At 61.6% G+C, this 23,048-nt stretch carries 22 protein-coding genes and 1 tRNA gene; 10 read left to right on the forward strand and 13 right to left on the reverse strand.

Annotated elements, in window-relative coordinates; translation table 11 throughout:
- Window positions 1-21 precede the first annotated feature (21 nt).
- Window positions 22-897, reverse strand: a complete 876-nt coding sequence (locus tag AC0V6T_RS12180) for a phytanoyl-CoA dioxygenase family protein (RefSeq protein WP_486127228.1) — start codon at window positions 895-897, stop codon at window positions 22-24.
- 122 nt (window positions 898-1,019) lie between these two features.
- Window positions 1,020-1,868 carry a LytTR family DNA-binding domain-containing protein gene (locus AC0V6T_RS12185; RefSeq protein ID WP_486127230.1) on the reverse strand — a complete coding sequence of 283 codons (849 nt, stop codon included), beginning with the start codon at window positions 1,866-1,868 and terminating at the stop codon, window positions 1,020-1,022.
- A 28-nt stretch (window positions 1,869-1,896) separates the two neighbouring features.
- On the opposite strand from AC0V6T_RS12185, the gene AC0V6T_RS12190 reads away from it, so the two are divergent.
- Window positions 1,897-2,706: a hypothetical protein gene (locus AC0V6T_RS12190; protein WP_486127231.1), complete on the forward strand. Its 810-nt coding sequence runs from the start codon at window positions 1,897-1,899 to the stop codon at window positions 2,704-2,706.
- Window positions 2,707-2,743: 37 nt separating this feature from the next.
- Here AC0V6T_RS12190 and nusG read toward each other — a convergent pair whose 3' ends face one another.
- Together nusG and secE are read right to left on the reverse strand one after the other, a co-directional pair.
- The gene (gene nusG, locus AC0V6T_RS12195; protein ID WP_007166181.1) at window positions 2,744-3,280 is read right to left on the reverse strand and encodes a transcription termination/antitermination protein NusG; all 537 of its coding nucleotides are present in this window, start codon (window positions 3,278-3,280) and stop codon (window positions 2,744-2,746) included.
- A gap of 56 nt (window positions 3,281-3,336) precedes the next feature.
- Window positions 3,337-3,561 carry a preprotein translocase subunit SecE gene (gene secE, locus AC0V6T_RS12200; RefSeq protein ID WP_007166180.1) on the reverse strand — a complete coding sequence of 75 codons (225 nt, stop codon included), beginning with the start codon at window positions 3,559-3,561 and terminating at the stop codon, window positions 3,337-3,339.
- Window positions 3,562-3,838: 277 nt separating this feature from the next.
- Between secE and AC0V6T_RS12205 the strand changes: the two genes are divergently transcribed.
- On the forward strand, window positions 3,839-5,356 hold the full coding sequence (locus AC0V6T_RS12205) for an alanine/glycine:cation symporter family protein (RefSeq protein WP_486127234.1): 1,518 nt from the start codon (window positions 3,839-3,841) through the stop codon (window positions 5,354-5,356).
- A gap of 90 nt (window positions 5,357-5,446) precedes the next feature.
- Here AC0V6T_RS12205 and AC0V6T_RS12210 read toward each other — a convergent pair whose 3' ends face one another.
- The 3 genes from AC0V6T_RS12210 to AC0V6T_RS12220 all read right to left on the reverse strand — a co-directional run bounded on the left by AC0V6T_RS12210 (window position 5,447) and on the right by AC0V6T_RS12220 (window position 6,351).
- On the reverse strand, window positions 5,447-5,596 hold the full coding sequence (locus tag AC0V6T_RS12210) for a hypothetical protein (protein ID WP_486127236.1): 150 nt from the start codon (window positions 5,594-5,596) through the stop codon (window positions 5,447-5,449).
- A 200-nt stretch (window positions 5,597-5,796) separates the two neighbouring features.
- On the reverse strand, window positions 5,797-5,946 hold the full coding sequence (locus tag AC0V6T_RS12215) for a hypothetical protein (protein WP_193353881.1): 150 nt from the start codon (window positions 5,944-5,946) through the stop codon (window positions 5,797-5,799).
- 329 nt (window positions 5,947-6,275) lie between these two features.
- Window positions 6,276-6,351, reverse strand: a tRNA-Trp gene (locus AC0V6T_RS12220).
- Window positions 6,352-6,497: 146 nt separating this feature from the next.
- On the opposite strand from AC0V6T_RS12220, the gene aat reads away from it, so the two are divergent.
- Window positions 6,498-7,217, forward strand: coding sequence for a leucyl/phenylalanyl-tRNA--protein transferase (gene aat, locus AC0V6T_RS12225; RefSeq protein ID WP_486127238.1), 720 nt, complete (start codon window positions 6,498-6,500; stop codon window positions 7,215-7,217).
- On the opposite strand, the gene AC0V6T_RS12230 is transcribed toward aat, so the two are convergent.
- Genes AC0V6T_RS12230 through AC0V6T_RS12245 form a run of 4 tightly spaced genes read right to left on the reverse strand, consistent with a single transcriptional unit; the run spans window position 7,166 to window position 9,350 of the window.
- Window positions 7,166-7,660, reverse strand: coding sequence for a DUF2155 domain-containing protein (locus AC0V6T_RS12230; RefSeq protein WP_486127240.1), 495 nt, complete (start codon window positions 7,658-7,660; stop codon window positions 7,166-7,168). The genes aat and AC0V6T_RS12230 overlap by 52 nt on opposite strands.
- 14 nt (window positions 7,661-7,674) lie before the next feature.
- Window positions 7,675-8,094 carry an NADH:ubiquinone oxidoreductase subunit NDUFA12 gene (locus AC0V6T_RS12235; RefSeq protein WP_486127242.1) on the reverse strand — a complete coding sequence of 140 codons (420 nt, stop codon included), beginning with the start codon at window positions 8,092-8,094 and terminating at the stop codon, window positions 7,675-7,677.
- A 45-nt stretch (window positions 8,095-8,139) separates the two neighbouring features.
- The gene (locus AC0V6T_RS12240) at window positions 8,140-8,640 is read right to left on the reverse strand and encodes a DUF192 domain-containing protein (RefSeq protein WP_486127244.1); all 501 of its coding nucleotides are present in this window, start codon (window positions 8,638-8,640) and stop codon (window positions 8,140-8,142) included.
- Window positions 8,628-9,350, reverse strand: coding sequence for a regulatory protein RecX (locus AC0V6T_RS12245; protein WP_486127246.1), 723 nt, complete (start codon window positions 9,348-9,350; stop codon window positions 8,628-8,630). Before AC0V6T_RS12245 ends, AC0V6T_RS12240 begins: the two co-directional genes overlap by 13 nt.
- 130 nt (window positions 9,351-9,480) lie before the next feature.
- On the opposite strand from AC0V6T_RS12245, the gene AC0V6T_RS12250 reads away from it, so the two are divergent.
- A complete protein-coding gene (locus AC0V6T_RS12250) occupies window positions 9,481-11,235 on the forward strand; it encodes a fatty acyl-AMP ligase (protein WP_486127248.1) in 1,755 nt (584 codons plus the stop codon).
- 121 nt (window positions 11,236-11,356) lie between these two features.
- On the opposite strand, the gene AC0V6T_RS12255 is transcribed toward AC0V6T_RS12250, so the two are convergent.
- Window positions 11,357-12,934 (reverse strand): TIGR00341 family protein, encoded by a 1,578-nt coding sequence (locus AC0V6T_RS12255; protein WP_486127250.1) that lies wholly within the window; start codon window positions 12,932-12,934, stop codon window positions 11,357-11,359.
- A 251-nt stretch (window positions 12,935-13,185) separates the two neighbouring features.
- Between AC0V6T_RS12255 and AC0V6T_RS12260 the strand changes: the two genes are divergently transcribed.
- The 5 genes from AC0V6T_RS12260 to AC0V6T_RS12280 all read left to right on the forward strand — a co-directional run bounded on the left by AC0V6T_RS12260 (window position 13,186) and on the right by AC0V6T_RS12280 (window position 18,933).
- Entirely contained in the window at window positions 13,186-14,418 is a 1,233-nt protein-coding gene (locus tag AC0V6T_RS12260) for a toxic anion resistance protein (protein ID WP_007166170.1), read from the forward strand.
- 14 nt (window positions 14,419-14,432) lie between these two features.
- Window positions 14,433-15,257 (forward strand): hypothetical protein, encoded by an 825-nt coding sequence (locus AC0V6T_RS12265; protein ID WP_486127252.1) that lies wholly within the window; start codon window positions 14,433-14,435, stop codon window positions 15,255-15,257.
- A complete protein-coding gene (locus tag AC0V6T_RS12270; RefSeq protein WP_007166168.1) occupies window positions 15,257-15,559 on the forward strand; it encodes a polyhydroxyalkanoic acid system family protein in 303 nt (100 codons plus the stop codon). The genes AC0V6T_RS12265 and AC0V6T_RS12270 overlap by 1 nt, the downstream gene beginning before the upstream one ends.
- A 228-nt stretch (window positions 15,560-15,787) precedes the next feature.
- A complete protein-coding gene (locus AC0V6T_RS12275) occupies window positions 15,788-16,363 on the forward strand; it encodes a biliverdin-producing heme oxygenase (RefSeq protein WP_486127254.1) in 576 nt (191 codons plus the stop codon).
- Window positions 16,360-18,933, forward strand: coding sequence for an HWE histidine kinase domain-containing protein (locus AC0V6T_RS12280; RefSeq protein ID WP_486127256.1), 2,574 nt, complete (start codon window positions 16,360-16,362; stop codon window positions 18,931-18,933). Before AC0V6T_RS12275 ends, AC0V6T_RS12280 begins: the two co-directional genes overlap by 4 nt.
- Before the next feature lie 27 nt (window positions 18,934-18,960).
- Here AC0V6T_RS12280 and AC0V6T_RS12285 read toward each other — a convergent pair whose 3' ends face one another.
- The gene (locus tag AC0V6T_RS12285; RefSeq protein ID WP_486127258.1) at window positions 18,961-19,683 is read right to left on the reverse strand and encodes an energy transducer TonB; all 723 of its coding nucleotides are present in this window, start codon (window positions 19,681-19,683) and stop codon (window positions 18,961-18,963) included.
- A 294-nt stretch (window positions 19,684-19,977) separates the two neighbouring features.
- On the opposite strand from AC0V6T_RS12285, the gene AC0V6T_RS12290 reads away from it, so the two are divergent.
- The gene (locus AC0V6T_RS12290; protein WP_486127260.1) at window positions 19,978-22,977 is read left to right on the forward strand and encodes an ATP-binding protein; all 3,000 of its coding nucleotides are present in this window, start codon (window positions 19,978-19,980) and stop codon (window positions 22,975-22,977) included.
- The last annotated feature ends 71 nt before the right edge of the window (window positions 22,978-23,048 follow it).

Below are 23,048 nucleotides of genomic sequence, written 5' to 3' on the forward strand. Positions count from 1 at the left end.
GAGCGTGGTGATGAAGGCGAGTTAAAGCGACGCCAGAACCCGCTTGGGATGCATGCCGTCGACATAGCCCATGAAGGGTTCATGGATCGAGTAGCCGAGCAGCTCCTGAACTCGCGCTGGCAGCTTGGCAGCCTTCTCCGGCGGCACGGCGAGCAATTGCTGTTCAAGCGGCCTGCACCAGCCCATGCAGAATTGCGGAGTGACAATGAGGCGGCGATTGTCCGACGAATTCGCTCCGCCGCGATGCCACAAGGTCCCCTTGGCGATCATTAGTGATCCAGGAGGCATGGTCGCCTTGATCGCCTGCGGATCCGCACCGTCGGGCAGGTCGTCATCGACTTTGCCGGTAAGGAAATCCTCCGGGCCGGAAGCGCCGTCAGGACGCTCGTCACCCCAAAGATGGCTTCCCGGAATGATCTCAGTCGCGCCATTGCTGTCGGTGGTCTCGGTCAGCGACCAGAATGTGCTCATCGAAAGCGGCGTGCGAGGCCGTGCAAGATTGCAATGGCTGTCATCGTAGTGCCACGGCTGCGCGGTCTCTCCCGGAAGCAGATTGATGGCGAGGCACGCATAAAGAAGGAAACTGCGCCCCAACTCGCGTTCACCGAATGCAAGCTGCAAGGGGTGCGACACGAGGTCCGCAAACACCGGGTCTTTCGCCAGCATCGCATAGATGCGGTTTGAATCCGCGCCTTCGAAATTGTTGCGCCCGCGCACGTCATGGCCAAGCCACGTCTCGAGCGCGTCGATCTGCCGCTGGATCGCCGCATCGTCGAGCACCCTTTCAAAGATCACATAGCCCTCGCGGTCGAACCGCTCGAACGTCTCGTCGAGCGAACGGCCATTCAGGAACGGCGCCAAGTCATGCGTCGGAGTGTCAGCCAGTGCGGTCGCCATTTCGAAGAGCCTCTCTTTCGCAAGGAAAGCTAGCGGCGTTGGCCGGCCATGCCAATGATTGCCTCTGCCAGGCCTGTCGCCTAGCTTGAGCGCACAAGCGAGCTGGTCCCCGCGCGCGGTTCCTACCAATCCGCATCGCGATAGGCTTTTGTGAAGGAACGGCTGACCGGCGCTGTCACCCCGGTGTCGAGCTGAAGCGCCAGCTTGCCGTCGACGCGCGTTTCGCCGCGCACTGCCTCGCGCGATACCCACCAAGAGCGGTGCACCTGCATCCCTTCGACCGGCACAGTCTCGGCTATCGCATCGCGGAGGCGCACGAGCACCAGCTCGTCGCCTCGATCCGTATGGATGCGGACATAATGTCCTTCGGACTGAAGCGCGATCAAACGCGCATCGCGCAACGCCGGTTGCAATCGCGCGAGCACTTTCGCCCCAGCCTCGGGTGCGACCGCCGTACTCGGGTCAAGAGCCACCTCGCGTTGCAACAGCAATCCTACAACGATCCGCAGGAGAACCAGCGCCCCGCTTATCACTACCGAATTGCCCGCGAACATGGGCAAGCCATCGATCGGCGCTGTTCCTCCACCCGAATTGGCGAGGAAGATCACCGGGATCATCGCCGTCGCAAGCGCCAGCGTCATCGCCAGCCACCACGCAAACGGATTGACGAGGCGCGGCGCAAACTGGTCGAGCGCAGCTTCTATAGCCAGCGCAAACAGTCCGCCGATCGCGCACATCCCGCCCCAGAACAGAACGCGAAACGCAAGCGGATAATCGTATGACCCCGTAGCTCCGATCAAGCCGAGAAACAGCCCGCCGAGCGCGGCGGTTACCGCCCATGATGCCAGCGCACGACGCCGAAAGCTTGCATTTCGCGCGACGTGAACGGTTTCCTCTCGCATTTCGTGAATTGGATCGGGCGCTTTGTTCATCGCTGCTTGAGCACCATCGCCACCCGGAGTTTCTGCCATGCCATCTGTCTATGGAAGGAGAAAACAGATGGCAAATCGAACCCCCGCATTCCTGTCGCTCGCCGCGTGTCTCTCGCTCGGGCTGGCCTCGCCGCTTGCAGCCCAGAACCGCGAACCCGAAGTGCGCGATACCCTTTCTGCAACGCTTGACCGGTTCGCGCAGGACTACGCGGACGACCCTTCGGCGGCCGACATCACTTTCGGCATCGAGGTCGACGGGATGCGATGGCATGTCGTCTCGCGCAGCACCGGCCAAGGCCGCGAAGTGTCCGTGCACCAAGGTTTCCCGAACGGCGAATACTTCTATTTCAAGACAGACCGCGAGACGCTCAACCTGATCGAGCAGGGCGTCTGGAACGGCCTCACCGCGATGGGCGCAGCGACCTCCGCCGATAAGACCCCGCTTGACGTCCTCTATAGCGAGGGGTTCGAGCGCAGTGCCCCCCACGAGAACATGACCCGGCGGCTCATCTTCCACTTCTGGACCACCGGTCTGCCTGAAACCACGCGCTTTGGGTCAGGCAATGCGCGGGTCGTTCACGGCGCGCCGGCATCGGCGCTCTACTATGATGAAGGCTTCCGCAGCGCGGTCTATCACGTACCCGCAGGGCTCGGGCGCGAGCAGGCGCCCACGATCTCGGTTCCCTTCCCGCGCATGATCGTGATCATCAAGGGCGAAGCGCGCGGGGTAATGGGTGATGCACAAATGGGCAAGGAGTTCAGCGCGCGCGAAGGCGAGATGCTGTTTTCGCCGCCCGGCATCCCGGTGACGTTCTGGAATGCCTCTGGCGAGAGCGAGCTGAGCTTTGTCTGGCTGATGTGGGGCGATGGCGCCTGATCGCAGCGATAAAACCGCTTTCGCAGCAGCGCCGGTCCTACTTGACCAGTTCGACCTGTTCGAAGTCGAGCTCGACCGGCGTTGCACGGCCGAAGATCGAGACCGAAACCTTGACCTTCGCCTTGTCGAAGTCGAGTTCCTCGACCACGCCGTTGAAGCTGGCGAACGGACCGTCGAGCACCTTGACCTGGTCGCCGATTTCGTAGTCGACGCTGACCTGGGTCTTGGGCGCGGCTTTCGCTTCCTCGACGCCGCCGAAATAGCGAGCGGCCTCTTTTTCGGAGATCGGCTGCGGCTTGTTGTTGTTGCCGAGGAAGCCGGTCACCTTGGGCGTGTTCTTCACGAGGTGATAGATGTCGTCGTTCATCCGCAGCTTGGCGAGAACGTAGCCGGGCATGAACTTGCGCTCGACCTGGACCTTCTTGCCGCGCTTCACTTCGGTCACGGTCTCGGTCGGGACTTCGATTTCCTCGACGCCTTCTGACAGGCCAAGACGGTCAGCTTCGGCGATGATCGCTTCCTTGACCTTGTTTTCAAAGCCCGAATAGGCGTGGATGATGTACCAGCGTGACATGCGTTTGGTCCTTGAGAATTCTGGCGCTTAGGCGAGGGTCAGCAGGAAGTTGGCGTTTAGGCGAGGGTCAACAGGAAGTTGACCAGCGCATTGAACAGCGAATCGACGCCGAAGAAGAACAGCGACAGGATCACCATGAAGATGAAGACGAAGATCGCGGTGCGGATCGTCTCCTCGCGCGTCGGCCATACGACCTTGCTAGTCTCGGTGCGGACCTGATTCACGAATTCGGGAATCGAGGTCTTGGTCTTCTTTGCTACGGCCTTTTGCTCGTCAGCCATCTCTCTTGCGCCTTTCGCGTGTCGCGTCGTCGATCTGATCCGGCTTTCAGGTAGGGCTCGTCGCCGCCCGGAACAAGGTCACGGAGGGGCTTTTGTGCGGCTACCAATGTCGGAATTGAAGTTGCTAATATGGTGCACGGCCGAACAAAGCAAGGGGAACCCGCAAGATTAAGGCTGGCCAAGCTACGCGCTCGCCCTTAGCGTGCGCCGCTTATCGTTGAGGGCCGTAAAGAGAGCCGGCCCACCTTCGGGGAAACAATCAAGGGGATAGCCACCAATGGCTGCAGACGTATCGGGCGCAGAAGCCTGGATCGCGCCGATTACCAACGTGTCGGATTTCATCTGGGGAGGCACCTGGAACGGGGTCGAGGTCATCCCCTTCCCGCCGATGACGATCTTGCTCCTGGGCATTGGCCTTTGGATCATGATCGGTCTGAAGTTCTACCCGCTTCGCAATCTTGGCGCGGCATTCAAGGGGCTCTTCGCCGGTCGCAAGGGCGAAGGCGACGGGGAAATCTCGCCGTTTGCCGCGCTTTCGACCGCTCTTTCTGGACAGGTCGGTACGGGTAACCTTGCCGGTGTCGCGACCGCGATTGCGCTGGGCGGGCCCGGTGCGATCTTCTGGATGTGGATCACCGCTCTTTTCGGCATGGCGCTCGCCTTTGCCGAAGGCTCGCTCGCGATCCGCTATCGTGAGCGCACCAGCGATGGGGTGCTGCGCGGCGGTCCGATGACCTATATCATGATGGGCCTTGGCAAAAAGTGGACATGGCTCGCCATCGTCTTTTGTATCGGCACGCTATTCTCCGCGCTGGTGACGGGCAACTCGATCCAGGCGAATGCCGTGGCTGATGGCCTTCAGGAACTGTTCGGGATCGAGGAATGGCTCGGCGGGCTGATCGTCGCGATCCTGGTCTTTGTCGTCATCATCGGCGGGATCAAGTCGATCGGCGGCGTTGCCGAAAAGGTCATTCCGTTCATGATGGCCGCCTATATCATCATGGCGATTATCGCTCTGATCCTCAATTTCTCGGAGCTGCCCGGTACGCTTTACCTGATCGTTTACAGCGCGTTCAATCCGGCGGCGGCGGCTGGCGGATTTGCCGGTGCTGCGATGATCATGGCCCTGCGTGCCGGTGTCGCGCGTGGCCTCTTCTCGAACGAGGCAGGGCAGGGTTCGACCGCTATCGCGCACGCAGTTGCACAGACCAACGACCCCGAAAAGCAAGGTCGCATGGCGATGCTGGGCACGTTCATCGACACGATCGTGATCTGCACCATGACCGCCCTTGTTATCCTGACCGTCCGCGGCGACTTCACCGCAGGCACCGAAGCCGTGAGCTACGCATGGCAGTCGGACCGGGTCGGTTTCGAGATGACGAGCGGCGCCTTTGCTGCGGCGTTCCCTACGGAGATTGCTGGCATCGCGATCGGCACTCTCATCGCCAGCATCGCGCTGATCCTGTTCGTGTTCACCACGCTTCTCACCTGGAGCTATTATGGCGAGCGCGCGATCACCTTCATCTATGATCGTGTGCCCGGATCGAGCCGCGGCGGCGAAAAGGTGCTGCATATGATCTGGCGCGTTGTGTGGTGCGTGGTGATCTTCCTCGCCGCAGCTCAGCCATCCGAGCTGGTCTGGCGTCTGGGCGACATTTCGAACGCAGCAATGGCCTTGCCGAACCTCGTCGCTCTGCTTCTGCTGTCAGGCGTGGTGTTCAAACTGGCTCAGGGCATCAAGGATGCAGGGCCCAACCACACGGCAGACACGCCGGAAGAGCCGAACGAGTACTGACCGGCTCTTCCGATCAGTTGACCAAAACAAAACGCGCCCGGTTCATCACCGGGCGCGTTTTTGTTTGTGCGAAGGCTTCGGGTCAGGCGTTCAGCGGCGTCCGAACCATCTCGCGAAGAGCCCCGGTTCCTCCATGGGACGCACCGCGCCGTACTTCATGCGGCGCAGGCTGGCGTCGGTGTGCGGGCGCGGGCTGGACCACTCGTCAGGGGTGCTCGAACGGATCGGCGCAGAGGTCATTGGATTGATCTCCTTGGATAATCTACTCATCGTGTGGGAAGAAAAAGTCCGCAGCAGCCGATTTGTTCCCGCGAAATGACAGGTGGCTTTTGCGCAAGTGGGGCGCCCCGCGCAAACGACGCGCCCCTCCCCCACGCGGCCCGCAGCGAAAGCGGGCCTCCCAAAAACTGTCTGGAGATTGAGTGCTGGCGTCCGGATGGTCAGTACCAACCTAGGATTTTCGCCAGCCAGCTGGGCTCGTGCATCGACTGGACCGGGCCGTAGGCGAGAGAGCGCTGGCTCGGGTCGGAATGCGGGCGCGGGCTAACCCAGTGATCGGGTTTCGAAGAGCGGAAGCTGTACTGGCTCATGATCGTCCTCCTTGAATGCGAGGGGGCTCGGATCACGCCCCTCAACTCAGCGACCAAAAAGCACGGTTCGTCTGGCGCAAACCTGAGCGGAATGGTTAGCATTCATTCATACTGACGCCCTCAAGCGCCGGGCGCGGGCCATCCGGCCCGCTTGGCTTTCCTCGCATAGGCTCGGGCGCGCGGTCGCGCTTGCGACGCCTTCGCGTCGAAATTCAGTCATCAAGATGAATTTGCGCTCGAAACGGTCGCTTCAGCAACCGCAAGGCCGTCGGGCCGTGTGAGCGAGGATTTCGCAGCCCGCATGGGCTGCGGATAACAAAAGAGAAAAATGGCAGGGGTGACAGGATTCGAACCCGTGGCCCTCGGTTTTGGAGACCGATGCTCTACCAGCTGAGCTACACCCCTGCATTGGGAAGGGCGCGCTTTATCCGCGATGCGGGCGATAGGCAACACCTCTTTGTTCAGTGCCTCGTCTCGCCGGGAGAATGTCCGCTCAATCCGTCGCAAATTAACTAGCCTGCCAATATCGCTCTGATACAGTCTGCGACATTATGCACTCGCCACTTCGCGCCACCATCCCGGTCGAGACGCTGCTGCTTGCCTATCGCAGCGGTATCTTTCCGATGGCCGACAAGCGCGAGGATCAGGACATCTTCTGGGTAGAGCCGCGCGACCGGGCGATCATTCCGCTAAGCGGCCTCCACGTCTCTAAAAGCTTGCGCAAGGTGCTTCGCTCAGACCGCTTCGAGGTTACGCATAACGAGGCCTTTACCGAAGTGATGCGCGCCTGCGCCGCGCCGCGTCCGGGCCATCCCGAAAGCTGGATCAGCGAACGCATCATGGCAAGCTACACCGGCCTTCACCGTGCCGGCCATGCGCATTCGCTCGAATGCTGGCTTACGGACGATGCGGGCGAGCGGCGGCTTGTGGGCGGCCTCTACGGTGTCTCGTTCGACAAGGTGTTCTGCGGCGAAAGCATGTTCAGCCTTGTGAGTAATGCGAGCAAGGTCGCGCTGTGTTGGCTTGTCGCGATGCTGCGTGAGGCGGGTTACCAGTTGCTCGACTGCCAATTCATGACCGACCACCTCGCCTCGATGGGCGCGGTGGAGATGCCGCAGAAGGATTACCTCGCGCTCGTCGAGAAAGCGCGCGGGGAAGCCGAACTCGGCCTTGATGTGACCTATCAACGGTTCGCCCATGGCGATCCGTACAATCCCGATTATTCGTCGCCCGGAAAGCTCATCGCGCAGTCTTTGACCCAGACATCGTAGATCGGGTGTTCGACAACGTTCAGGCTGGGATTTTCCTTAAACAGCCAGCCTGAGAAAATGCGGGCATGTTCGCTGGCTCCGCGCTCAAGCACGTCGACCTGGACGAATGCGCCGGTTTCCTGCGGGAATTCGTATGGCGCTGTGCGTTCGCATGCCTCCAGCCGCACGATCACCGGCCCGACCTCGGCAGTCTCGCCCGGACTTAGCTCAAGGTCCTGGCTCACATTGTTGCGTTTGTTGAGGAGCCCGATCGTCGCGACACGCTCTTGCATCGGGGTCGATTCGCCGACCTCAAGCGGCGTGAGCGCCGGTGCCTCATCCGGCCCTGCAATTTCCTCAGCCGTTTCTTCGACTGCGGCAGCTTCAGGCTCGCTCTCTTCCTCGCCGCACGCCGCGAGCGCGAATGTGGGAAGAATGGCGAGGAGAGCGAAGCGGGCGTGCATTGCGTGAGGGGCGATCAGCCCTCCGGCGCCCAGGCTTCGTAGTCGCCGTCGGTCGCGGCACGCTTGCCGCCGCGCTCAAGCGCGCCCTTGGGCAGATAAGCATCCGCGCTGCCCGTGGCGTTGGGCGTGTAGTCGGCTTCCCAGATCTTCGCGGGCGGAAGATTGCTTTCCGGCACATCGTCAAACGCGCCGTGCAGCCAGCCGTGCCATTCGCTCGGCACGCGGCTTGCGTCGTTCAGACCGTTATAGATCACCCAGCGGCGTTCCTTCTGGGTGTAGGAGCCGGTGTTCGGTCCATCCTTACCCTTGGAACGGTAGTATTTGTTGCCTTCCGCATCAGTGCCGACATGCTCGCCGCCAACGCGCTTCGACCACCAATGTGTGCCGATGGTGGCGCCGTCCCACCAGGTGAAGATTTTTCCGAAGATTCCCATGGGCGCGCCCTTAGCCGAACTGACAGGCAGCGCCAAGATGCAAGATCACCCGGGCAGCTCCCATTCCACCATATCGCCCGGCTTGATTCCGAGCTCTTCGGACAGCCCCCCGCGAATCTCGAACACCGCGACCGCCGGGCCGTCGGAAAAGACGCTGTCGGTCGAATAGGGAACGCCCGCCTCGATATTGGTGATGCGGTTGCCGGGACCGATGAAGATTATGTCGAGCGGCAGCGGCGTGTTCTTCATCCAGAAGCTGCGCGCCTGCGGCTGATAAGAGGGGAACAGCATTCCCTCATCATCGCCCATTTCGGTCCGGAACATCATGCCGCGCGCCTGCTCGGCATTGGTCAGCGCCAGTTCGGTCACGAAAGTATGGCGCTCATCGCCGCTGACGACGGTTACGTCGGTCAGTTGCAGACCGGCTTCTGACAAGGCGGGACCCGTTTCGGCAGCAGGGGCATGTGCGGTATCCTGAGCCGCAGAGCCATTGGGCGAACACGCCACCAGCGCCATCGCTCCCAATCCTGCAATCAATCGTACCATGATCCGCCCTTTTCCTGCGCTTCTTCGTCTTCGGCTTCTTGCAGCCATTCGTCTATTTCGTCGCCGCCCGGTGCATCCACGATGAACGCGGCCGTTTCGAACGAGTGCCCTGCACGAAGCATCGCGGCAACCTGTTTTTCGCGCCTTTTATGGCGAGCCTCGGGCGGTTCGTCTTCATCGGCGCGACGACCGAATGGGCCAAAGGCACGTTTGCGCGCGAGCAGGATGGCGGCGCGGCGGCTTTCGGCAACACTGGGCGCATTGTCCTCGCGCACGCTTTCCTCCACGCCCGCTGCCCAAAGAGCCTGTTCGACCCGCCGTGCGCCGTATCCGCGCGCGGTGAGCCCTTTGGATTTGGCCCGCGCATAGGCATCATCATCGACATAACCCAGCTCTATGAGACGCGTGACCAACCCTGTTACGTCCAGCTCTTTCAGGCGGCCATCTTCATCCTCGGCCACTCCGCGCTCTCGGATCTTGCGCGCGAGATATCCTTCAAGCTTGGAACCAGTCGTGGAAAAACGCGCAACATAGGCAAGCGCTAGATCTTTCAGGCTGGTTTCGTCGAGAGGGCGCGACTTGCGTGCCTTGCGCTCCCGAAAGCCTCTGGATTTGCGCGGTTTGTTCGATTTTTCGCAAGCGTCATCATTCCCCTCAGGGCGTCCCGGATCACTACCGGGTGATGACGTTTTGCTTCCATGTGAAACCATTTCGCCTTATTCGTGCCACAGTCCTTATCAAATGGGAAAAAATTAAGCCGGATTGGAGGGATCCGTACCGGCAGGGGATGAATTTAGCGCGCCGCACCGCGCACAGCAATTGACGGGTATCGCCACGACAATGACCGACGCCGCACTTACGCCGACGCCGAACGATTGCGACTTGCCGCGCATTCGCGCGCAGTTTGCAACCTTCAACGAAGCGATCGACTACGCCGCCCGTTCGAAGAAGGGCATGAACTTTCACGACATGCGCGGCCAGCTCGAGCGCGTCTATCCTTACGCCGAAATGCGCGAGGACGGGATCGAGATGGCCTATCGCCTGATCGAATGGGGCATCAAGCCGCAGGACCGCGTTGCACTGATCGCGGAGACCGGTGCCGATTTCGCCGCCGCGTTCTGCGCCTGCATCTATGCGGGCGCATGGCCTGTACCGCTGCCGCTGCCGACCACGTTTGGTGGCAAGGAAAGCTATATCGATCAGCTCGCGGTGCAGCTCAATAGCTCAGATCCGGCGCTGCTATTGTACCCGGCGGAAATTGGCGAAATGGCCGCTTCGGCTGCCGAGCGCCAGGGTTGCGCGGGCGAGAGCTACGAGGATTTCGCAACCCGCGCAGCACCGCAGGTCACTCTGCCCGAAGCTGACCCCGAAGATATCTGCTACCTGCAATATTCGAGCGGCTCGACCCGCTTCCCAACCGGGGTCGCGGTCACGCACAAGGCGCTGCTTCACAACCTTTATGGCCATGCCGAAAGCATGAACCTCACTACCGGCGATCGCTGCGTCAGCTGGCTGCCGTGGTATCATGACATGGGGCTGGTGGGCTGCTTCCTGTCGCTGGTCGCCAATCAGTTCTCGGTCGATTTCCTCAAGCCTGACGCGTTCGCGCGCCGTCCGCTGGCGTGGCTCGACATGATCACCCGCAACAAGGGCAACACAGTCTCCTATTCGCCGACTTTCGGCTACGACATCTGCGCGCGCCGTATTTCCAGCCAGAGCAACGTTGCCGAACGCTTCGACCTGTCGCGCTGGCGGCTGGCGGGTAATGGCGCGGACATGATCCGTCCCGACGTCATGCAAAGCTTCGTTAACGCGTTCTCGGACGCGGGCTTCAAGGCATCGGCTTTCACCCCGTCCTACGGCCTTGCCGAAGCGGTTCTTGCGGTCACGGTGATGCCGCCGGGCGAAGGCATTCGCGTCGAACTGGTCGAGGAAGAGCGTTTGTCAGGCACGCCGCGCGATATCTCGCGCCCGGCCCGCTACCGCGCGATCGTCAATTGCGGCAAGCCGCTGCCCGACATGGAAGTCGAGATCCGCGGCGAGGACGGCCACAGCCGTGCCGACCACCAGATCGGCAAGGTCTGGTGCCGCGGCCCCAGTGTCATGCACTCCTATTTCCGCAACCCGGAAGCGACTGAAGACTGCCTGATCGAGAGCGACGACCCGGAAATGGGCTATTGGCTCGACACGGGCGACATGGGCTACATGGCCGATGGCTACCTGTTCATCGTGGGCCGTGCGAAGGACATGATCATCATCAACGGCAAGAACCACTGGCCGCAGGATATCGAGTGGGCGGTGGAGCAGCTTCCCGGCTTCAACCACGGCGACATCGCCGCCTTCGCGCTCGAAACCGACAATGGCGAGGAAGCGCCCGCCGTGCTGGTCCATTGCCGCGTGTCGGATCCAGTCGAGCGCCTGAAACTGCGCGAGCAGATCTCGGACAAGGTCCGTTCGGTGACGGGCATGAGCTGCGTTGTCGAACTGGTCCCGCCGCGCACCTTGCCGCGCACGTCCTCGGGCAAGCTCAGCCGCGCCAAGGCGAAGAAGCTGTACTTGTCAGGTGAGATCGTACCGCTGGAACTCGCTGCGTAAGTTGTGTGCTCGCCCATTAGCGCGAGCTTCCTCGGCGCTGTTGCTCGCTGCGCCTGCGGGCGCGTGGTCACGCTTGCGGTCGCTGGCGCGACCGAGAGTGCCTCAGCGAGCAGTGCTGTGACTACTGCCCGCCCCAATCGGCGCGCAGGGGACCCGCGCCGGGACGCACTGTCACGCTTACTCCGCGCTGAGCGAGGAGCTCGGCGGCTTGCGAGGCCTGCTCCTGCGGTCCCACGAGCACGATAGGCAGGTTAATCCGCTCCGCCGACCATTCGATCACCGCCAGCGCCTGCGCGCCAGCCGGTGTCGGGCCGTCTTCGCCAAACGGAATGTTGTCTGGAAGTTCGCCAATCGGAGGGAGCAATTCGATGAACCAGTCAGGCTCCGTATCCGCGATCCGCAGTTCTAGCGCGCGGTAGGCAGCCAGCGTCGCACCGTCGAGCGCCTCCGCACGCACCGTCGCCCGTCTGCGGGTGCGGTCTACGGTAACATCCTCTTCCGACACACCAGCAACCAGCGCGAGCCGGGTCGCGAGATTTTCTGCCCGTTGAAGCTCGGCGGCTTCCTCGCTGGCTCGCGCGGCGGAAAGCTGCGCGGCCTGGGCAGCGCTCGCTGCGGTGCCGACCTGCAGCTGCGTCAGGCTGAGTTCGATGGGACGTCCAAGCCGCCTCGCCAGCGCCCGTTCGATCTCGGCCTCGGCCTCGGTCTCGGGCTCGGGAGTGTAGACAGAGGCGACCACGACGATCGGCTCTGCACGGAAATCGACATCGAAACGCGAGATTTCGGTTCCGGCGACGAAAGGCTCCTCGATCTCGGCGCGGATCACGCGCTGGGCGTTGGTCTGGAACGCGATCTGTTGGAGCGAGAGCGCAAGCGGGATCGCGAGCGCAACGAACACAGCTGCAACCGCAAGGTTCTGGAAAATGGTGTTGCGCGAACTCAGCGCGGTCTTGAAGCCATACAGGCGCGCCATAGCCAGCGCGGTCAGAGCGATGGTGATGAGGTTGGTCACGTAAAGAAGCAGCGCGCCTGAAAAGACCGTCCAGTTCCACGTCGCAAGGCCAAAGCCCACAGTCGCAAGAGGCGGCATCAAGGCGGTCGCAATCGCCACACCGACAATTGTGCCCTCGCGCCCGCGGATCATCGCATAAGCGCCGGCAAGCGCCGAAAACAGCGCGACGAACAGGTCGAACAGGTTCGGCTGCGTGCGCGCCGCAATTTCGGGCGTGATGGTCTGGATCGGCGACATGTAGACCAGCAGCGCGGTCAATCCGATTGCCATCAGCGTGCCATAGGCAAGGCTGCGTGCTGATTTCTTGAGCCACGCATAATCGCCGATCGCAAGTGCGAATCCGAGGCCCATTATCGGATCCATCAATGGCGAAAGAAGCATCGCGCCGATCACGACCGCAGGCGAAGACAGCAGCAGGCCGAGCACCGCAATCCCTGCGCTCATCGCCGTCATGAACAGATAGCGCTCGGACAGGGCGCATTCGGCGCGCCGCTTCTCGATCACGCGCGCCTGGTCGACGGTCCCCACCACATCCTCGCGCCACCAGCGGCGGAAGGAGAACAGCACTCGCGAAATCGACATGCCCTCGTTCGAGTCTGCAATCGACCCGGTCTTTTCAGGGATAGGCGTATGGCCAAGGCTCGAAGGCGCCTGAGGCGAAGGGGTGGTCGTCTTTTCGTCGCTCACAACAGTGGATTGTCCCGATACTTGATGAGCGCCCTTACTCGCATCGGATGCGCTGTGAAAGCAAATTGCGTGTGTGCAGCGGAGGCTTGGCGCAAAATGCCGCTTGGCGCGCTGACGCGAAACGCGCTACCTTCGCTCACATATCGTCAGTGGCTTGAAACGCGTGTTTTAGATCACTAATACAGTAGGAGGGCTGCGGGGTGTCAGCGAAACGCTTTCGCCTGAGCAGCTGAGGGAGCAAAACCAGACGCATGAGCACCGAGACTACGCCAGACCTGAACATTTCCGCACCGACCAAGACGGCGACAGATTTCGAACTGACACCGCCTGCACCGGTGCCTGACGTTGCACCTGAAAAGGCAGCGGGCCTTGTTCCTGTCTCCGACGAGCAGAAATCGAAGCTCGACACCAAAGTCGATGCCTTCGTGACCGACCTCGTCTCGACCGATGCAAACTCGCCCGCCTTTGGCGAGAAGGTCGACCAGATCACCCGCATGGGCCAGGAACAGATCCGCGCCGCCGCCGCGCATTCCAACCGCTTCCTCGATCGCCCGGTGCGCGCGATGGACGCGGACAGCAGCGTTGGCAGCGATCTTGCCGAACTGCGTCGCACGGTCGAAGACCTCGATCCGGGTCGCAAGGGCAAGCTGCTTAGCCCGCGCAAGCTGTTCGGCATCATCCCCTTCGGCAACAAGCTGAAAAACTACTTCGACAGCTACACGAGCGCGCAGGGTCACATTCAGGCGATCCTCGAGCGGCTCGAAGGCGGCAAGAAGGAGCTGCATCTCGACAACGCCGCCATCGACACCGAGCGTGCAAAGCTCTGGGAAGCGATGGGCGAGCTCGAGCAGATGATCCACATCGCCAAGACGCTCGATGCGCGGCTTGAGCAAAAGGCGATTGAGCTCGACAGCTCCGATCCCGAAAAAGCCAAGGCGCTGCGTGAAAGCGCGCTGTTCTATGTGCGTCAGCGCACACAGGACCTGCTGACGCAGATGGCGGTCTCGGTGCAGGGCTACCTCGCGCTGGACCTCGTCAAAAAGAACAATGTCGAGCTGGTGAAGGGCGTCGACCGTGCCTCGACCACGACTGTTGGCGCTCTGCGCACGGCGGTGACGGTGGCGCAGGCGATGACCAATCAGAAGCTGGTGCTTCAGCAGATCACTTCGCTCAACCAGACCACCAGCGACATCATCGATTCCACCAGCACGCTGCTGCGCGAACAGACCGCTCAAATCCATGAGCAGGCGGCGTCGAGCACCATCCCGCTCGAAACGCTGCAACGCGCGTTCCAGAACATCTACGACACGATGGACGAGGTCGACGACTTCAAGGTCCGCGCGCTCGCCAGCATGAAGCAGACGGTGAACGTGCTCAGCGACGAGGTCGAGAAGTCGAAAGGCTATATCGCCCGCGCCGAAGGGCAGTCTCAGGCGCAGGCCAAGGTTGCCTCGGAGCCGTCGCTGCTCGGGCTGGATAGCTGAGGAACGCTGCAAACGTGAACGATACCACCCGCGATTCCGAACAGATCATGAGCGCCGCCAAGCGTTCGCTGGTCACCCAGCAGCAGGGCGGCACACATCGCCCCGGCCCTCCCAAATGGGCAGGCTCGGGCGCGGAGCGGCGCAAGAACTGGATCAAGCGCGCGAAGTATTTCGCTGGCGCGATCCTCACGATCTTTATCAGCGCCTCGATTGCGGGTGTGGTCCTGAACGGTATCGGCTTTACTGGCGTGATGATGGTCGCGCTTGCGGTGATGGCGGCGGCCTTCGTGTTCGGGAATTTCCCCAAGGTGAAAGTTCCCAAGCGCCCCGAACTCGGCAAGGGCAATCCCAAGCAGATGGTTGCCCGGACCGAGCTTTGGCTTGAAGCGCAGCGCGCATCGCTGCCAGCGCCCGCCGTCGCAATCGTAGACCAGCTTGGCATGCAACTCGACGCGCTTGGCGTGCAGCTCGAAACGCTCGATACCGGGCACCCCGCTATGAACGAAGTTCGCGAGCTTGTGGGCGAGTACATCCCCGAGACGATCGAAAATTACCGCAAGATCCCGGCCCATCTGCGCAGCGAGGAACATGCCGGCGGGACCGCCGACGAACGCCTCGTCACCAGCCTCACGAAGCTGTCGGGCGAAGTCGACCGGGTGACGCGCAAACTTGCCGAAGGCGCGCTCGATGATCTCGCGGTCAAGTCGCGCTATCTCGAATATCGCTATGGCGGCGATGAATTGCTCGCCGACATGACCGGCCAGCAAGGTGAGCAGGGCTCCGGCGTTCCGCTCCCCGATTTTGCCGCCACGCCCGAAAAAGCGAAGGAGCCACGGTAATGCGCGTCTCGCTCCCCCATTCCCTCGGCAAGGAAGAAGTGCGCCGCCGCATGCACAAGCACGGCCACGAAATCGGCAGCTACTTCCCTCCCGGCATGGCGAGCGTTGAAACAAGCTGGCCGCACGAGGACCGGATGGACCTGTTCATCGTGGCCGCCGGACAACAGATCGAAGGCGGCATCGACATCGCCGAAGACTCGGTGACGATTGACCTCGATCTTCCAGCCATTCTCGGCTTTTTGCGCGGGACGCTGGAGAAAGCCGTTCGTAAACATGGCGGTCGATTGCTCGAAAAGAGCTGAAACTAAAGCCAAATCCGAGGGGGTTGTGCTTGCAGCCGTACCGGCAATTCGGCAGCCTTTTCAATGTCCTTGTCAACTGACAGGGCAGGTGTCATAAGCCCCTCACATCGCACAGGTGGGATCGTGCTTTCTAGGCGCAGGCATATCGCTGACTTGGCGGTGCTTGTGGCCCAAATATAGCGGGGTCCAGATATTTTGGCAGTCGTTGCTCCAGATCTTAGGGCCGTCTTGCGCCGCGAAACCGCGCGATTGCACGATCAGCTCGACATGACCATGCACGAAGTGGCTGGCTGGAAGTCGCGCGCCGACTACGCCCGGTTCCTGAGCTTGCAATATGCAGCGCGCCGTCCGGTCGAAGCCTGGCTTGACCATCATGCACCGATCGAATGCCTTGCGCCCGCGCAAACCCCCCGCATTGCCGAAGACCTTGCTGCGCTTGGCCATGACCTTCCCCCGCCCGCGACCAGTTTCGCTATTTCAAACAGCCAGGACGATGTGTCGCTTGCGGCATCGGCTCTTGGTGCGGCCTGGGTGCTGGCAGGTTCGTCGCTCGGCAATCGCGCAATCCTTGGCGAGATGCGCAAGAGCGGCAGCGATGCCGCCAGCTGGCCCCATGCGTTTCTCGGTGATGAGGACATGCTGACCTTCTGGAAGTCGCTACGCCGCCAGATCGAGCGTCCTGCCGACCCTGCCGAAGTTCAGGCTGCCAGTGCCGCTGCGAAATCGGTCTTCGACCATTTCCTTCGCGTTGTTACCCCGAACCGGACCGAGCCAACGCCAACCCTCGCGGCACGAGCATCATGAACATCTCGTACAATCCCAAGGCGCTGACCGAGTGCGACCGTGAGCCGATCCATAATATCGCTGCGGTCCAGTCCTTTGGTGGCATGCTGGTGACCAATTCCGAGTGGGTCATCTCGCAGCGTTCGGTCAATTGCGCCAAGCTGCTGGCGATCGACGCCCTGCCGGAACCGGGCACCAAACTGGCCGACATCATTGAACCCGCCGCCCTCCAGGTGCTACGCGAGGCGGCATCGCGGCTTGAAGGTGCCGACGCGGTCGAGCGCATCTTCGGCATCAGGTTCACGCAAGAAGCGGAGCTGTTCGATTGCGCCCTGCATTGCAGCGAGGGCAAATACATCATCGAGTTCGAGCCGCATGATGCGAAGGGATACGCCGATCACCTGATGCTGATGGGTCCAGCGCTCGCCCAGCTTGAGCCGATCCGAGACCTCGACACTTTGTGCCGCAAAGCTGCGAAACTGGTGAAGCAGATGCTCGGATATGACCGAGTGATGATTTACAAGTTCTACCCAGACGAAAGCGGCGAAGTGATCGCTGAAGAGAAGCGCGAGGATCTTCAGTCCTATGAGGGGCTCCGATATCCGCGCGCGGATATCCCTCAGCAGGCGCGCGAGCTGTTCCGCCGCAACCGTTTCCGCATCATCGCCGACATGGAAGAAGCGCCGGTACTGATCGAGCCGACGCTGTCGATCAAGAATGAACCGCTCGATCTGTCGATGAGCACGTTGCGGGCCCATTCACAGATGCATGTCCAGTACATGAAGAACATGGGCGTGAAGGCTTCGCTCGCGATTGCCATCGTTCGGCATGGTGAATTGTGGGGCATGATTTCTTGTCACCACTACGAGCCGCGCTTGCCGGCCTATTCATTGCGGACAGTGGCGGACATGTTCAGCCAGATGTTCTCACTGATGATCGATCGTTTGCTGATCGACCGTTCAGAAGAATTGCGCAGCCGTGGCCGCGCCTTGCACGATCAGCTGATGGTGCGCCTGGCTGGCGGAGCAAAACTATCAGAGCACCTCCCAATGCTGGAGGAATTGCTCAAGCACCTCATCCAGCACGACGGAATGTCGGTCCTGATGGACGAGACTTACATGACCAGCGGTGTGGCTCCGACGAGGGAGCAATTCCTCGCGATCACGCCAACTCTGGGCAGCATGCCGATAAGCGAAAACTTCGCGACATCGGAAATCCAGTCTCAAATCCCACAGGCTATGGGATTCAAGGATGTCGCGGCAGGCGCGCTTGCCCTCCCCATCTCGCGCAGTCCGCGCGACTACCTCGTGCTGTGGCGCCGCCCTCTGACGCAGAAGGTCACGTGGGCGGGTAATCCCGAGAAAGCCGTTGCGACGCCGGGCGAACGCCTGCAACCGCGCGGCAGCTTCGATGCCTGGGAGCAGACCGTCGAAGGGTGCAGCGAGGAATGGTCAGACGACGAACTGCAGATCGCAGAAGGTCTGAGGGTCACGCTGCTCGAAATCGTACTGCGCATGACTGACGAGATCTCGCGCGAACGCAAGAAAGCGCAAGAACAGCAGGAACTGCTGATCGCGGAGCTCAATCACCGGGTTCGCAACATCCTCAATCTCATCTCCAGCCTCGTGCAGCAATCGCAGGGCGCGGCGCATGATGTGAAGGACTTTGCGTCGATCATCGGGGGCCGCATCGCCGCTCTTGCCAGCGCGCACGACAACATCACGCGCGAAAATTGGGCCCCGGCGCCGCTTTCATCGCTGATTGAGAGTGAGTTTGCTGCCTATGCTGCTGGCAACGAGAACCGCTGCCGTCTTGTCGGCGATGACATGCTGGTCACGCCCGAGGCTTACACGGTGCTGGCGCTTGTCCTGCATGAATTGGTTACGAACTCGGTCAAGTATGGCGCCCTTTCCAACGAGACCGGGCGGATCGAAGTGACCATCGGACTTTCGAGTGCGGGCGCTCTCAAACTTGGCTGGCGTGAAAGCGGAGGGCCTCCGGTCAAGCCGCCCACACGCCGAAGCTTCGGATCGATCATCATTGAACGCTCGATCCCCTTCGAACTGAGCGGCGAGGCGGATTTGCGCTTCACGCTTGGCGGGGTCGAAGCCGACTTCGTCGTACCGGCCCGCTTCGTGGGCGAGAAAACCGAGATGCCGCAAGAGGCGGCAAAGTCGCCAAAGGCAGCCGATGCCAGTGACAAACCCGGCAAGGCGTCCGGCAAGACGCCGAAAAAATCACTCCCCAATCGCGTGCTGCTGGTTGAAGACAACATGATCATCGCGCTGGGCACAGAAGACAATCTTCGTGTCCTTGGCGTTGAGGACATCGACGTGCAAAGCACGGTGGCAGGGACGCTTGAGGCGATCAAAAGCAACCCACCCGATTTCGCCATTCTCGATTTCAATCTTGGCACAGAATCGAGCCTCGCGGTTTCCGAGGAGCTTCGCGCACGGGACATCCCCTTCGTGGTCGCCACCGGCTATTCAGAGATCGACGACCAGATAAATGAGCTTGGCGCGGGAGGGGTGATCCAGAAGCCCTATGGTCTCGAAGAAATCGAGCTTGCGCTGACCACAATCATCGACTGAAAGCTCGCGAGCCTAGCCTGTCCCTTCCTACCGCTCGCGAAAATCGACGCGGTAGCCGTAACGCGCCTCGACCGGATTGCCGGCGCGGTCCCTTGCGGGATTAAACCGGATTTTCTCGACGACCAGAGGGCAGACCAGCGCTGTCGTTTCGGCATCCGCGCTGGTGCGCGCGACCGAGCAATTGCGAGCGCGGCCTTCTCGGGTGACGGTAAACACGACCGTTACCGAAGAACCAAAGCGCGCTGATCTACCGCCTTCGGGCACAGGAAAGTCGCGCCTTGGATCCAGCCTGCCCGAAAGGACGCTTGGCCTTTCCGCAGCATTGCCCTGACCGCTTCCGTCATTGCCGCTGCCCGTGCCAAGCCCTTGCCCCTCTGCGCCAGTGCCGTCTCCGGCCTCGCGCGCGCCAGAGCGGCTAGCATCTCCCGTCGACGAGGCTTCCGGGCGCTCTTCGGGATTTCGGCGAATGGGCGTGGTGGGCGCGGTCACCGGCTCCGGGATCGCGTCCTCTCCCGGCGCCCCAGCGGCCCCTTCGTCGGGCTCGGGCTCCAATTCGGGCTCATCCTGAGGGACGGTGACGACGACTGTGAATGCGTTGACCACCTCCCGTTCGACCGAAGCGGTGAACTCGGGGGCGAGGAAGCGCGAAAGCCCATAGAGCGCGGCGATGTGGAACACGACGATGCCAACGAGCAGCGGCCAGCGCGGGCCTTTCGGTTTTCCCTGATAGCGAGCGGGTCTTTTTATCATCTATCCTGTGACAGGTTGCTGAGTGAACGGGGACGAAGTGGGCGGGAAACACTTGGGTTGAGCAATTCAGGGCCACGCAAACGTGAATATCCGACAGCAAATCGTTTCCAGCAAATGCAGGCGCTTAGGGCGCTTCTGTATCTCAAGGACCTACGCATACCAAATACGCATGGTTCCAAGCCCGTTTGACGCGAGCCGCCAGCCTAGTCCGCGCGATCGCGACGAAAGCAAACGATCAATAAGGGGCGCAGTGAATGAAACCGAGACATTCGCATTTTCGCGCGCAGTCGGCCTATGAAACTTCATCCTGCTCTTTCAGCGATGGCCGTGAGCGCCCCCGCACTTGCGCCAACAGCGCAGCCAACTGACGATACTGCCGTGCAGGCAAACGCGCTTGGCGGCCTGCCAGCAACAGGGGCCGTCGACTTCAAGACCCTGATGGCCGGATTGGCTGCGGGCATCGGCTTCTTTCTTCTCGGGCTTGCCTGCCTCAACTTATCGCGCTTCGATGCAGCTTTGGCGAGCGTGTGGCTGCCCAATGCCTGCGCGGTTGCGATGCTGCTGCTTGTTCGAGCACGCAATGAAATCCCTCTTTATGCAGGCATCGCCGCAGCCAGTGTCGCGGCGAATGTCGTGGCGGGCACACCGCTTGCAAACTCGCTCGTTTTTACCGCAGCCAACCTTGCAGGGATCATGCTGGTGACCGGGCTGACCCGCGCAAAATGTGGCGCCCGGCCCGACATGACCGAGCTCGCGCATTTGGGGCGATTTCTCCAGTACGGAGGCGCCGTCGGTCCCCTGGTCGCCAGCGCAATTGCGGCATTCGCCATTCCGCTTGGCGGCCAACCAGTATGGGTAGGGGCGCTCACCTGGTTTCTCGCCGATGCCCTCGGAATGATCCTGGTCGTCCCGGCTGCTCTGCTTGTCGCAGACGCTGTTCGTACAGCGACCGCTCCGAAAACCACCGCCTTGTTCAAGAGCGCAGTCTTTACCGCAGTCGCGCTGGTCGCGGTCTGGCTGGTGTTCCGGCAGGATATCTATCCGCTTTTGTTTCTGGTGCCGCCCATCACATTGCTGGTTGCGTTCAGGGGTGGCGGAATTGGAACAGCTTTGTTCGTCCCGATGATCGCAGGCGTGGCAAGCTGGATGACCGTCGCCGGTTACGGGCCGATCGTGAACAATTCGAAGTCGGCCCTGGACGCGGTTTTCGTGCTGCAAGCCTTCGTTGCGGCCAACTTCCTTACCGGACTGCCGATTGCGGCGATCCTGGCTGGCCGAGAGCGGATGACCGAGGAATTGGCGCGCGGAAGAGGCGAGTTGGGGCTGCTTGCCGAAACGATTACGGACGCGGTCCTGCGGCTCGACCGGGACAGGGTCTGCATTTACGCTTCCCCTTCCGTTGAAGACGTCATGGGCCGCCCGCCCGAGGACCTGGTGGGCCATCCGATCGCATCGCGCGGACCGGAGGACGCGCATGCCCGGATCGAGAGCGCGCTCGACAGCTTGCTGAGCGGTCAATCGGACAAGGAGCGCATCACCTACCGGCGGCTGCTGGACGACGAGGAAGGCACACCCGTGTTCATCGAGGCAGACTGCGCGATTGTTCTCGATCCGATCACCGGAGAGCGCGATGGCGTCGTGGTTTCAGCCCGCGATGTGACCGAGCGCGTAGAGCTCGAACTCCTGCTGACCCGTGCCCGCCGCCACGCCGAGAACGCGGCGCGCGCAAAAAGCGAATTCCTGGCCAATATGAGCCACGAAATCCGCACACCGATGAACGGCGTTCTCGGCTTTGCGGAACTCATGCTGCAAGGCGACCTCGATCCCGACAATCGCCGCCACACCGAAATGATCGTGGAATCGGGTCGGTCGATGATGCTGCTGCTCAACGATATTCTCGACCTTTCGAAGATCGAGGCCGGGCAGATCGCGATCGACAGCCAGCCTGTCGATCTTGTCTCGACGCTGGCTGAATGTGCCCAACTGCACCTTCCCAACGCTGAAGGCAAAGGCCTGCGGTTGAACTTCACAGCGTCGGACGCGGCAGGCGCTGATGGTGAAGGCACGCAAGAGAACCCCTGGGTGGCAACCGATGCGCTGAGACTGAGGCAGATCGTCCTCAATCTCATAGGGAACGCGGTAAAGTTCACCGAAAAGGGCAGCGTCGACGTGCAGCTTTCGATTGAGGCAGAGCAATTCCGGGTCGATGTGAAGGATACCGGGATCGGGATAGGAGCCAAGCGGGTACAGACGATTTTCGCCCCCTTCACGCAGGGAGAAAACGACACGTCGAGGCGCTTTGGCGGCACAGGGCTCGGTCTCACGATCAGTCGCCAGTTGGCAGAGCTGCTCGGAGGCCAGATCGAGGTCTGCAGCGAAGTTGGCATCGGCTCGACATTCAGCCTGATCCTGCCAGCACATTACGTCGAGCCGGAGGTCCCGGCTTTGAGCCAAGCAGCTGAGGCCAGCTCTGCCGATCTGCCCGAAGCATCGCGCATCCTGCTGGTCGAGGATCACGATGTGAACCGCATGCTGGGAACCGAAATGCTTGAACGCTGCGGGCAATGCGTCGCCACGGCGCATGATGGCAACGAGGCGATTGCGATGGTGATCGATTCGGTAATGCGCGGCTCGCATTACGACCTCGTCCTGATGGATATCCAGATGCCGGGCTGTGACGGCTATGCCGCAACCCGCGCGATCCGGGCTGAGGGGATCAGTCCGGCCGACCTGCCGATCATCGCGCTGACGGCAAACGCCTTCCCCGAGGACATCTCGGCTGCTCGCGATGCCGGGATGCAAGGCCATCTTGCAAAGCCGCTGGTCTTTGCCGACCTCGCGCGAATGCTCCAACGCTGGCTGCCGACGCGGATTGTCGAGGATCAGTCGGCGGAACATCCTGCGCCGGTCGCGAAAGCGGTAAATCGGGGCGAGCCAGCGGCATCACCGCCTGCCGGTCAGCCCGACGCAGCTGGCGGCCATTCGCCAACGCTGCTCAAACGCTGGAACGTGCGGCGCAGCGAAGCGATCGAGGCGGTTCGAGGTGCGCTCGAACAGGGGCATCTGGGTGGTGAAAGCGTGGCCGAAGAGAATCGCGACGAGCTTGCCAGGCTGGTCCACAAGCTTGCTGGCACAGCAGCGATGTTCGGGGAAGCAGAGCTCGGCGATCAGGCCGCAGCGCTCGAACGCGCGCTTAGGATGGGGCTCGATGCGGAAACGCAGGCTTCGCTCGCATTCGAACTTCTCAGCGTTGCCGACGATCCGGCCGATGCGCCAGGTGCTGCGGCCTCCTGAGGGTTCCGCTCGATCAATGGCCCCAAACGCAAACGGCGGGACCCGAAGGCCCCGCCGCTCGTGTGTCGTAG

This window comes from Erythrobacter sp. S158 (genome assembly GCF_057364915.1).

Coding starts and splice junctions, on each gene's coding strand:
- AC0V6T_RS12215 (WP_193353881.1), bottom strand. CDS start 5,946: ATGAGCCAGTACAGCTTCCGCTCTTCGAAACCCGATCACTGGGTTAGC.
- AC0V6T_RS12260 (WP_007166170.1), top strand. CDS start 13,186: ATGAGCACCGAGACTACGCCAGACCTGAACATTTCCGCACCGACCAAG.
- AC0V6T_RS12230 (WP_486127240.1), bottom strand. CDS start 7,660: ATGCACGCCCGCTTCGCTCTCCTCGCCATTCTTCCCACATTCGCGCTC.
- AC0V6T_RS12280 (WP_486127256.1), top strand. CDS start 16,360: ATGAACATCTCGTACAATCCCAAGGCGCTGACCGAGTGCGACCGTGAG.
- AC0V6T_RS12270 (WP_007166168.1), top strand. CDS start 15,257: ATGCGCGTCTCGCTCCCCCATTCCCTCGGCAAGGAAGAAGTGCGCCGC.
- secE (WP_007166180.1), bottom strand. CDS start 3,561: ATGGCTGACGAGCAAAAGGCCGTAGCAAAGAAGACCAAGACCTCGATT.
- AC0V6T_RS12245 (WP_486127246.1), bottom strand. CDS start 9,350: ATGGTTTCACATGGAAGCAAAACGTCATCACCCGGTAGTGATCCGGGA.
- aat (WP_486127238.1), top strand. CDS start 6,498: ATGCACTCGCCACTTCGCGCCACCATCCCGGTCGAGACGCTGCTGCTT.
- AC0V6T_RS12240 (WP_486127244.1), bottom strand. CDS start 8,640: ATGGTACGATTGATTGCAGGATTGGGAGCGATGGCGCTGGTGGCGTGT.
- AC0V6T_RS12210 (WP_486127236.1), bottom strand. CDS start 5,596: ATGACCTCTGCGCCGATCCGTTCGAGCACCCCTGACGAGTGGTCCAGC.
- AC0V6T_RS12235 (WP_486127242.1), bottom strand. CDS start 8,094: ATGGGAATCTTCGGAAAAATCTTCACCTGGTGGGACGGCGCCACCATC.
- AC0V6T_RS12250 (WP_486127248.1), top strand. CDS start 9,481: ATGACCGACGCCGCACTTACGCCGACGCCGAACGATTGCGACTTGCCG.
- AC0V6T_RS12180 (WP_486127228.1), bottom strand. CDS start 897: ATGGCGACCGCACTGGCTGACACTCCGACGCATGACTTGGCGCCGTTC.
- AC0V6T_RS12190 (WP_486127231.1), top strand. CDS start 1,897: ATGGCAAATCGAACCCCCGCATTCCTGTCGCTCGCCGCGTGTCTCTCG.
- AC0V6T_RS12185 (WP_486127230.1), bottom strand. CDS start 1,868: ATGGCAGAAACTCCGGGTGGCGATGGTGCTCAAGCAGCGATGAACAAA.
- AC0V6T_RS12290 (WP_486127260.1), top strand. CDS start 19,978: ATGAAACTTCATCCTGCTCTTTCAGCGATGGCCGTGAGCGCCCCCGCA.
- nusG (WP_007166181.1), bottom strand. CDS start 3,280: ATGTCACGCTGGTACATCATCCACGCCTATTCGGGCTTTGAAAACAAG.
- AC0V6T_RS12205 (WP_486127234.1), top strand. CDS start 3,839: ATGGCTGCAGACGTATCGGGCGCAGAAGCCTGGATCGCGCCGATTACC.
- AC0V6T_RS12285 (WP_486127258.1), bottom strand. CDS start 19,683: ATGATAAAAAGACCCGCTCGCTATCAGGGAAAACCGAAAGGCCCGCGC.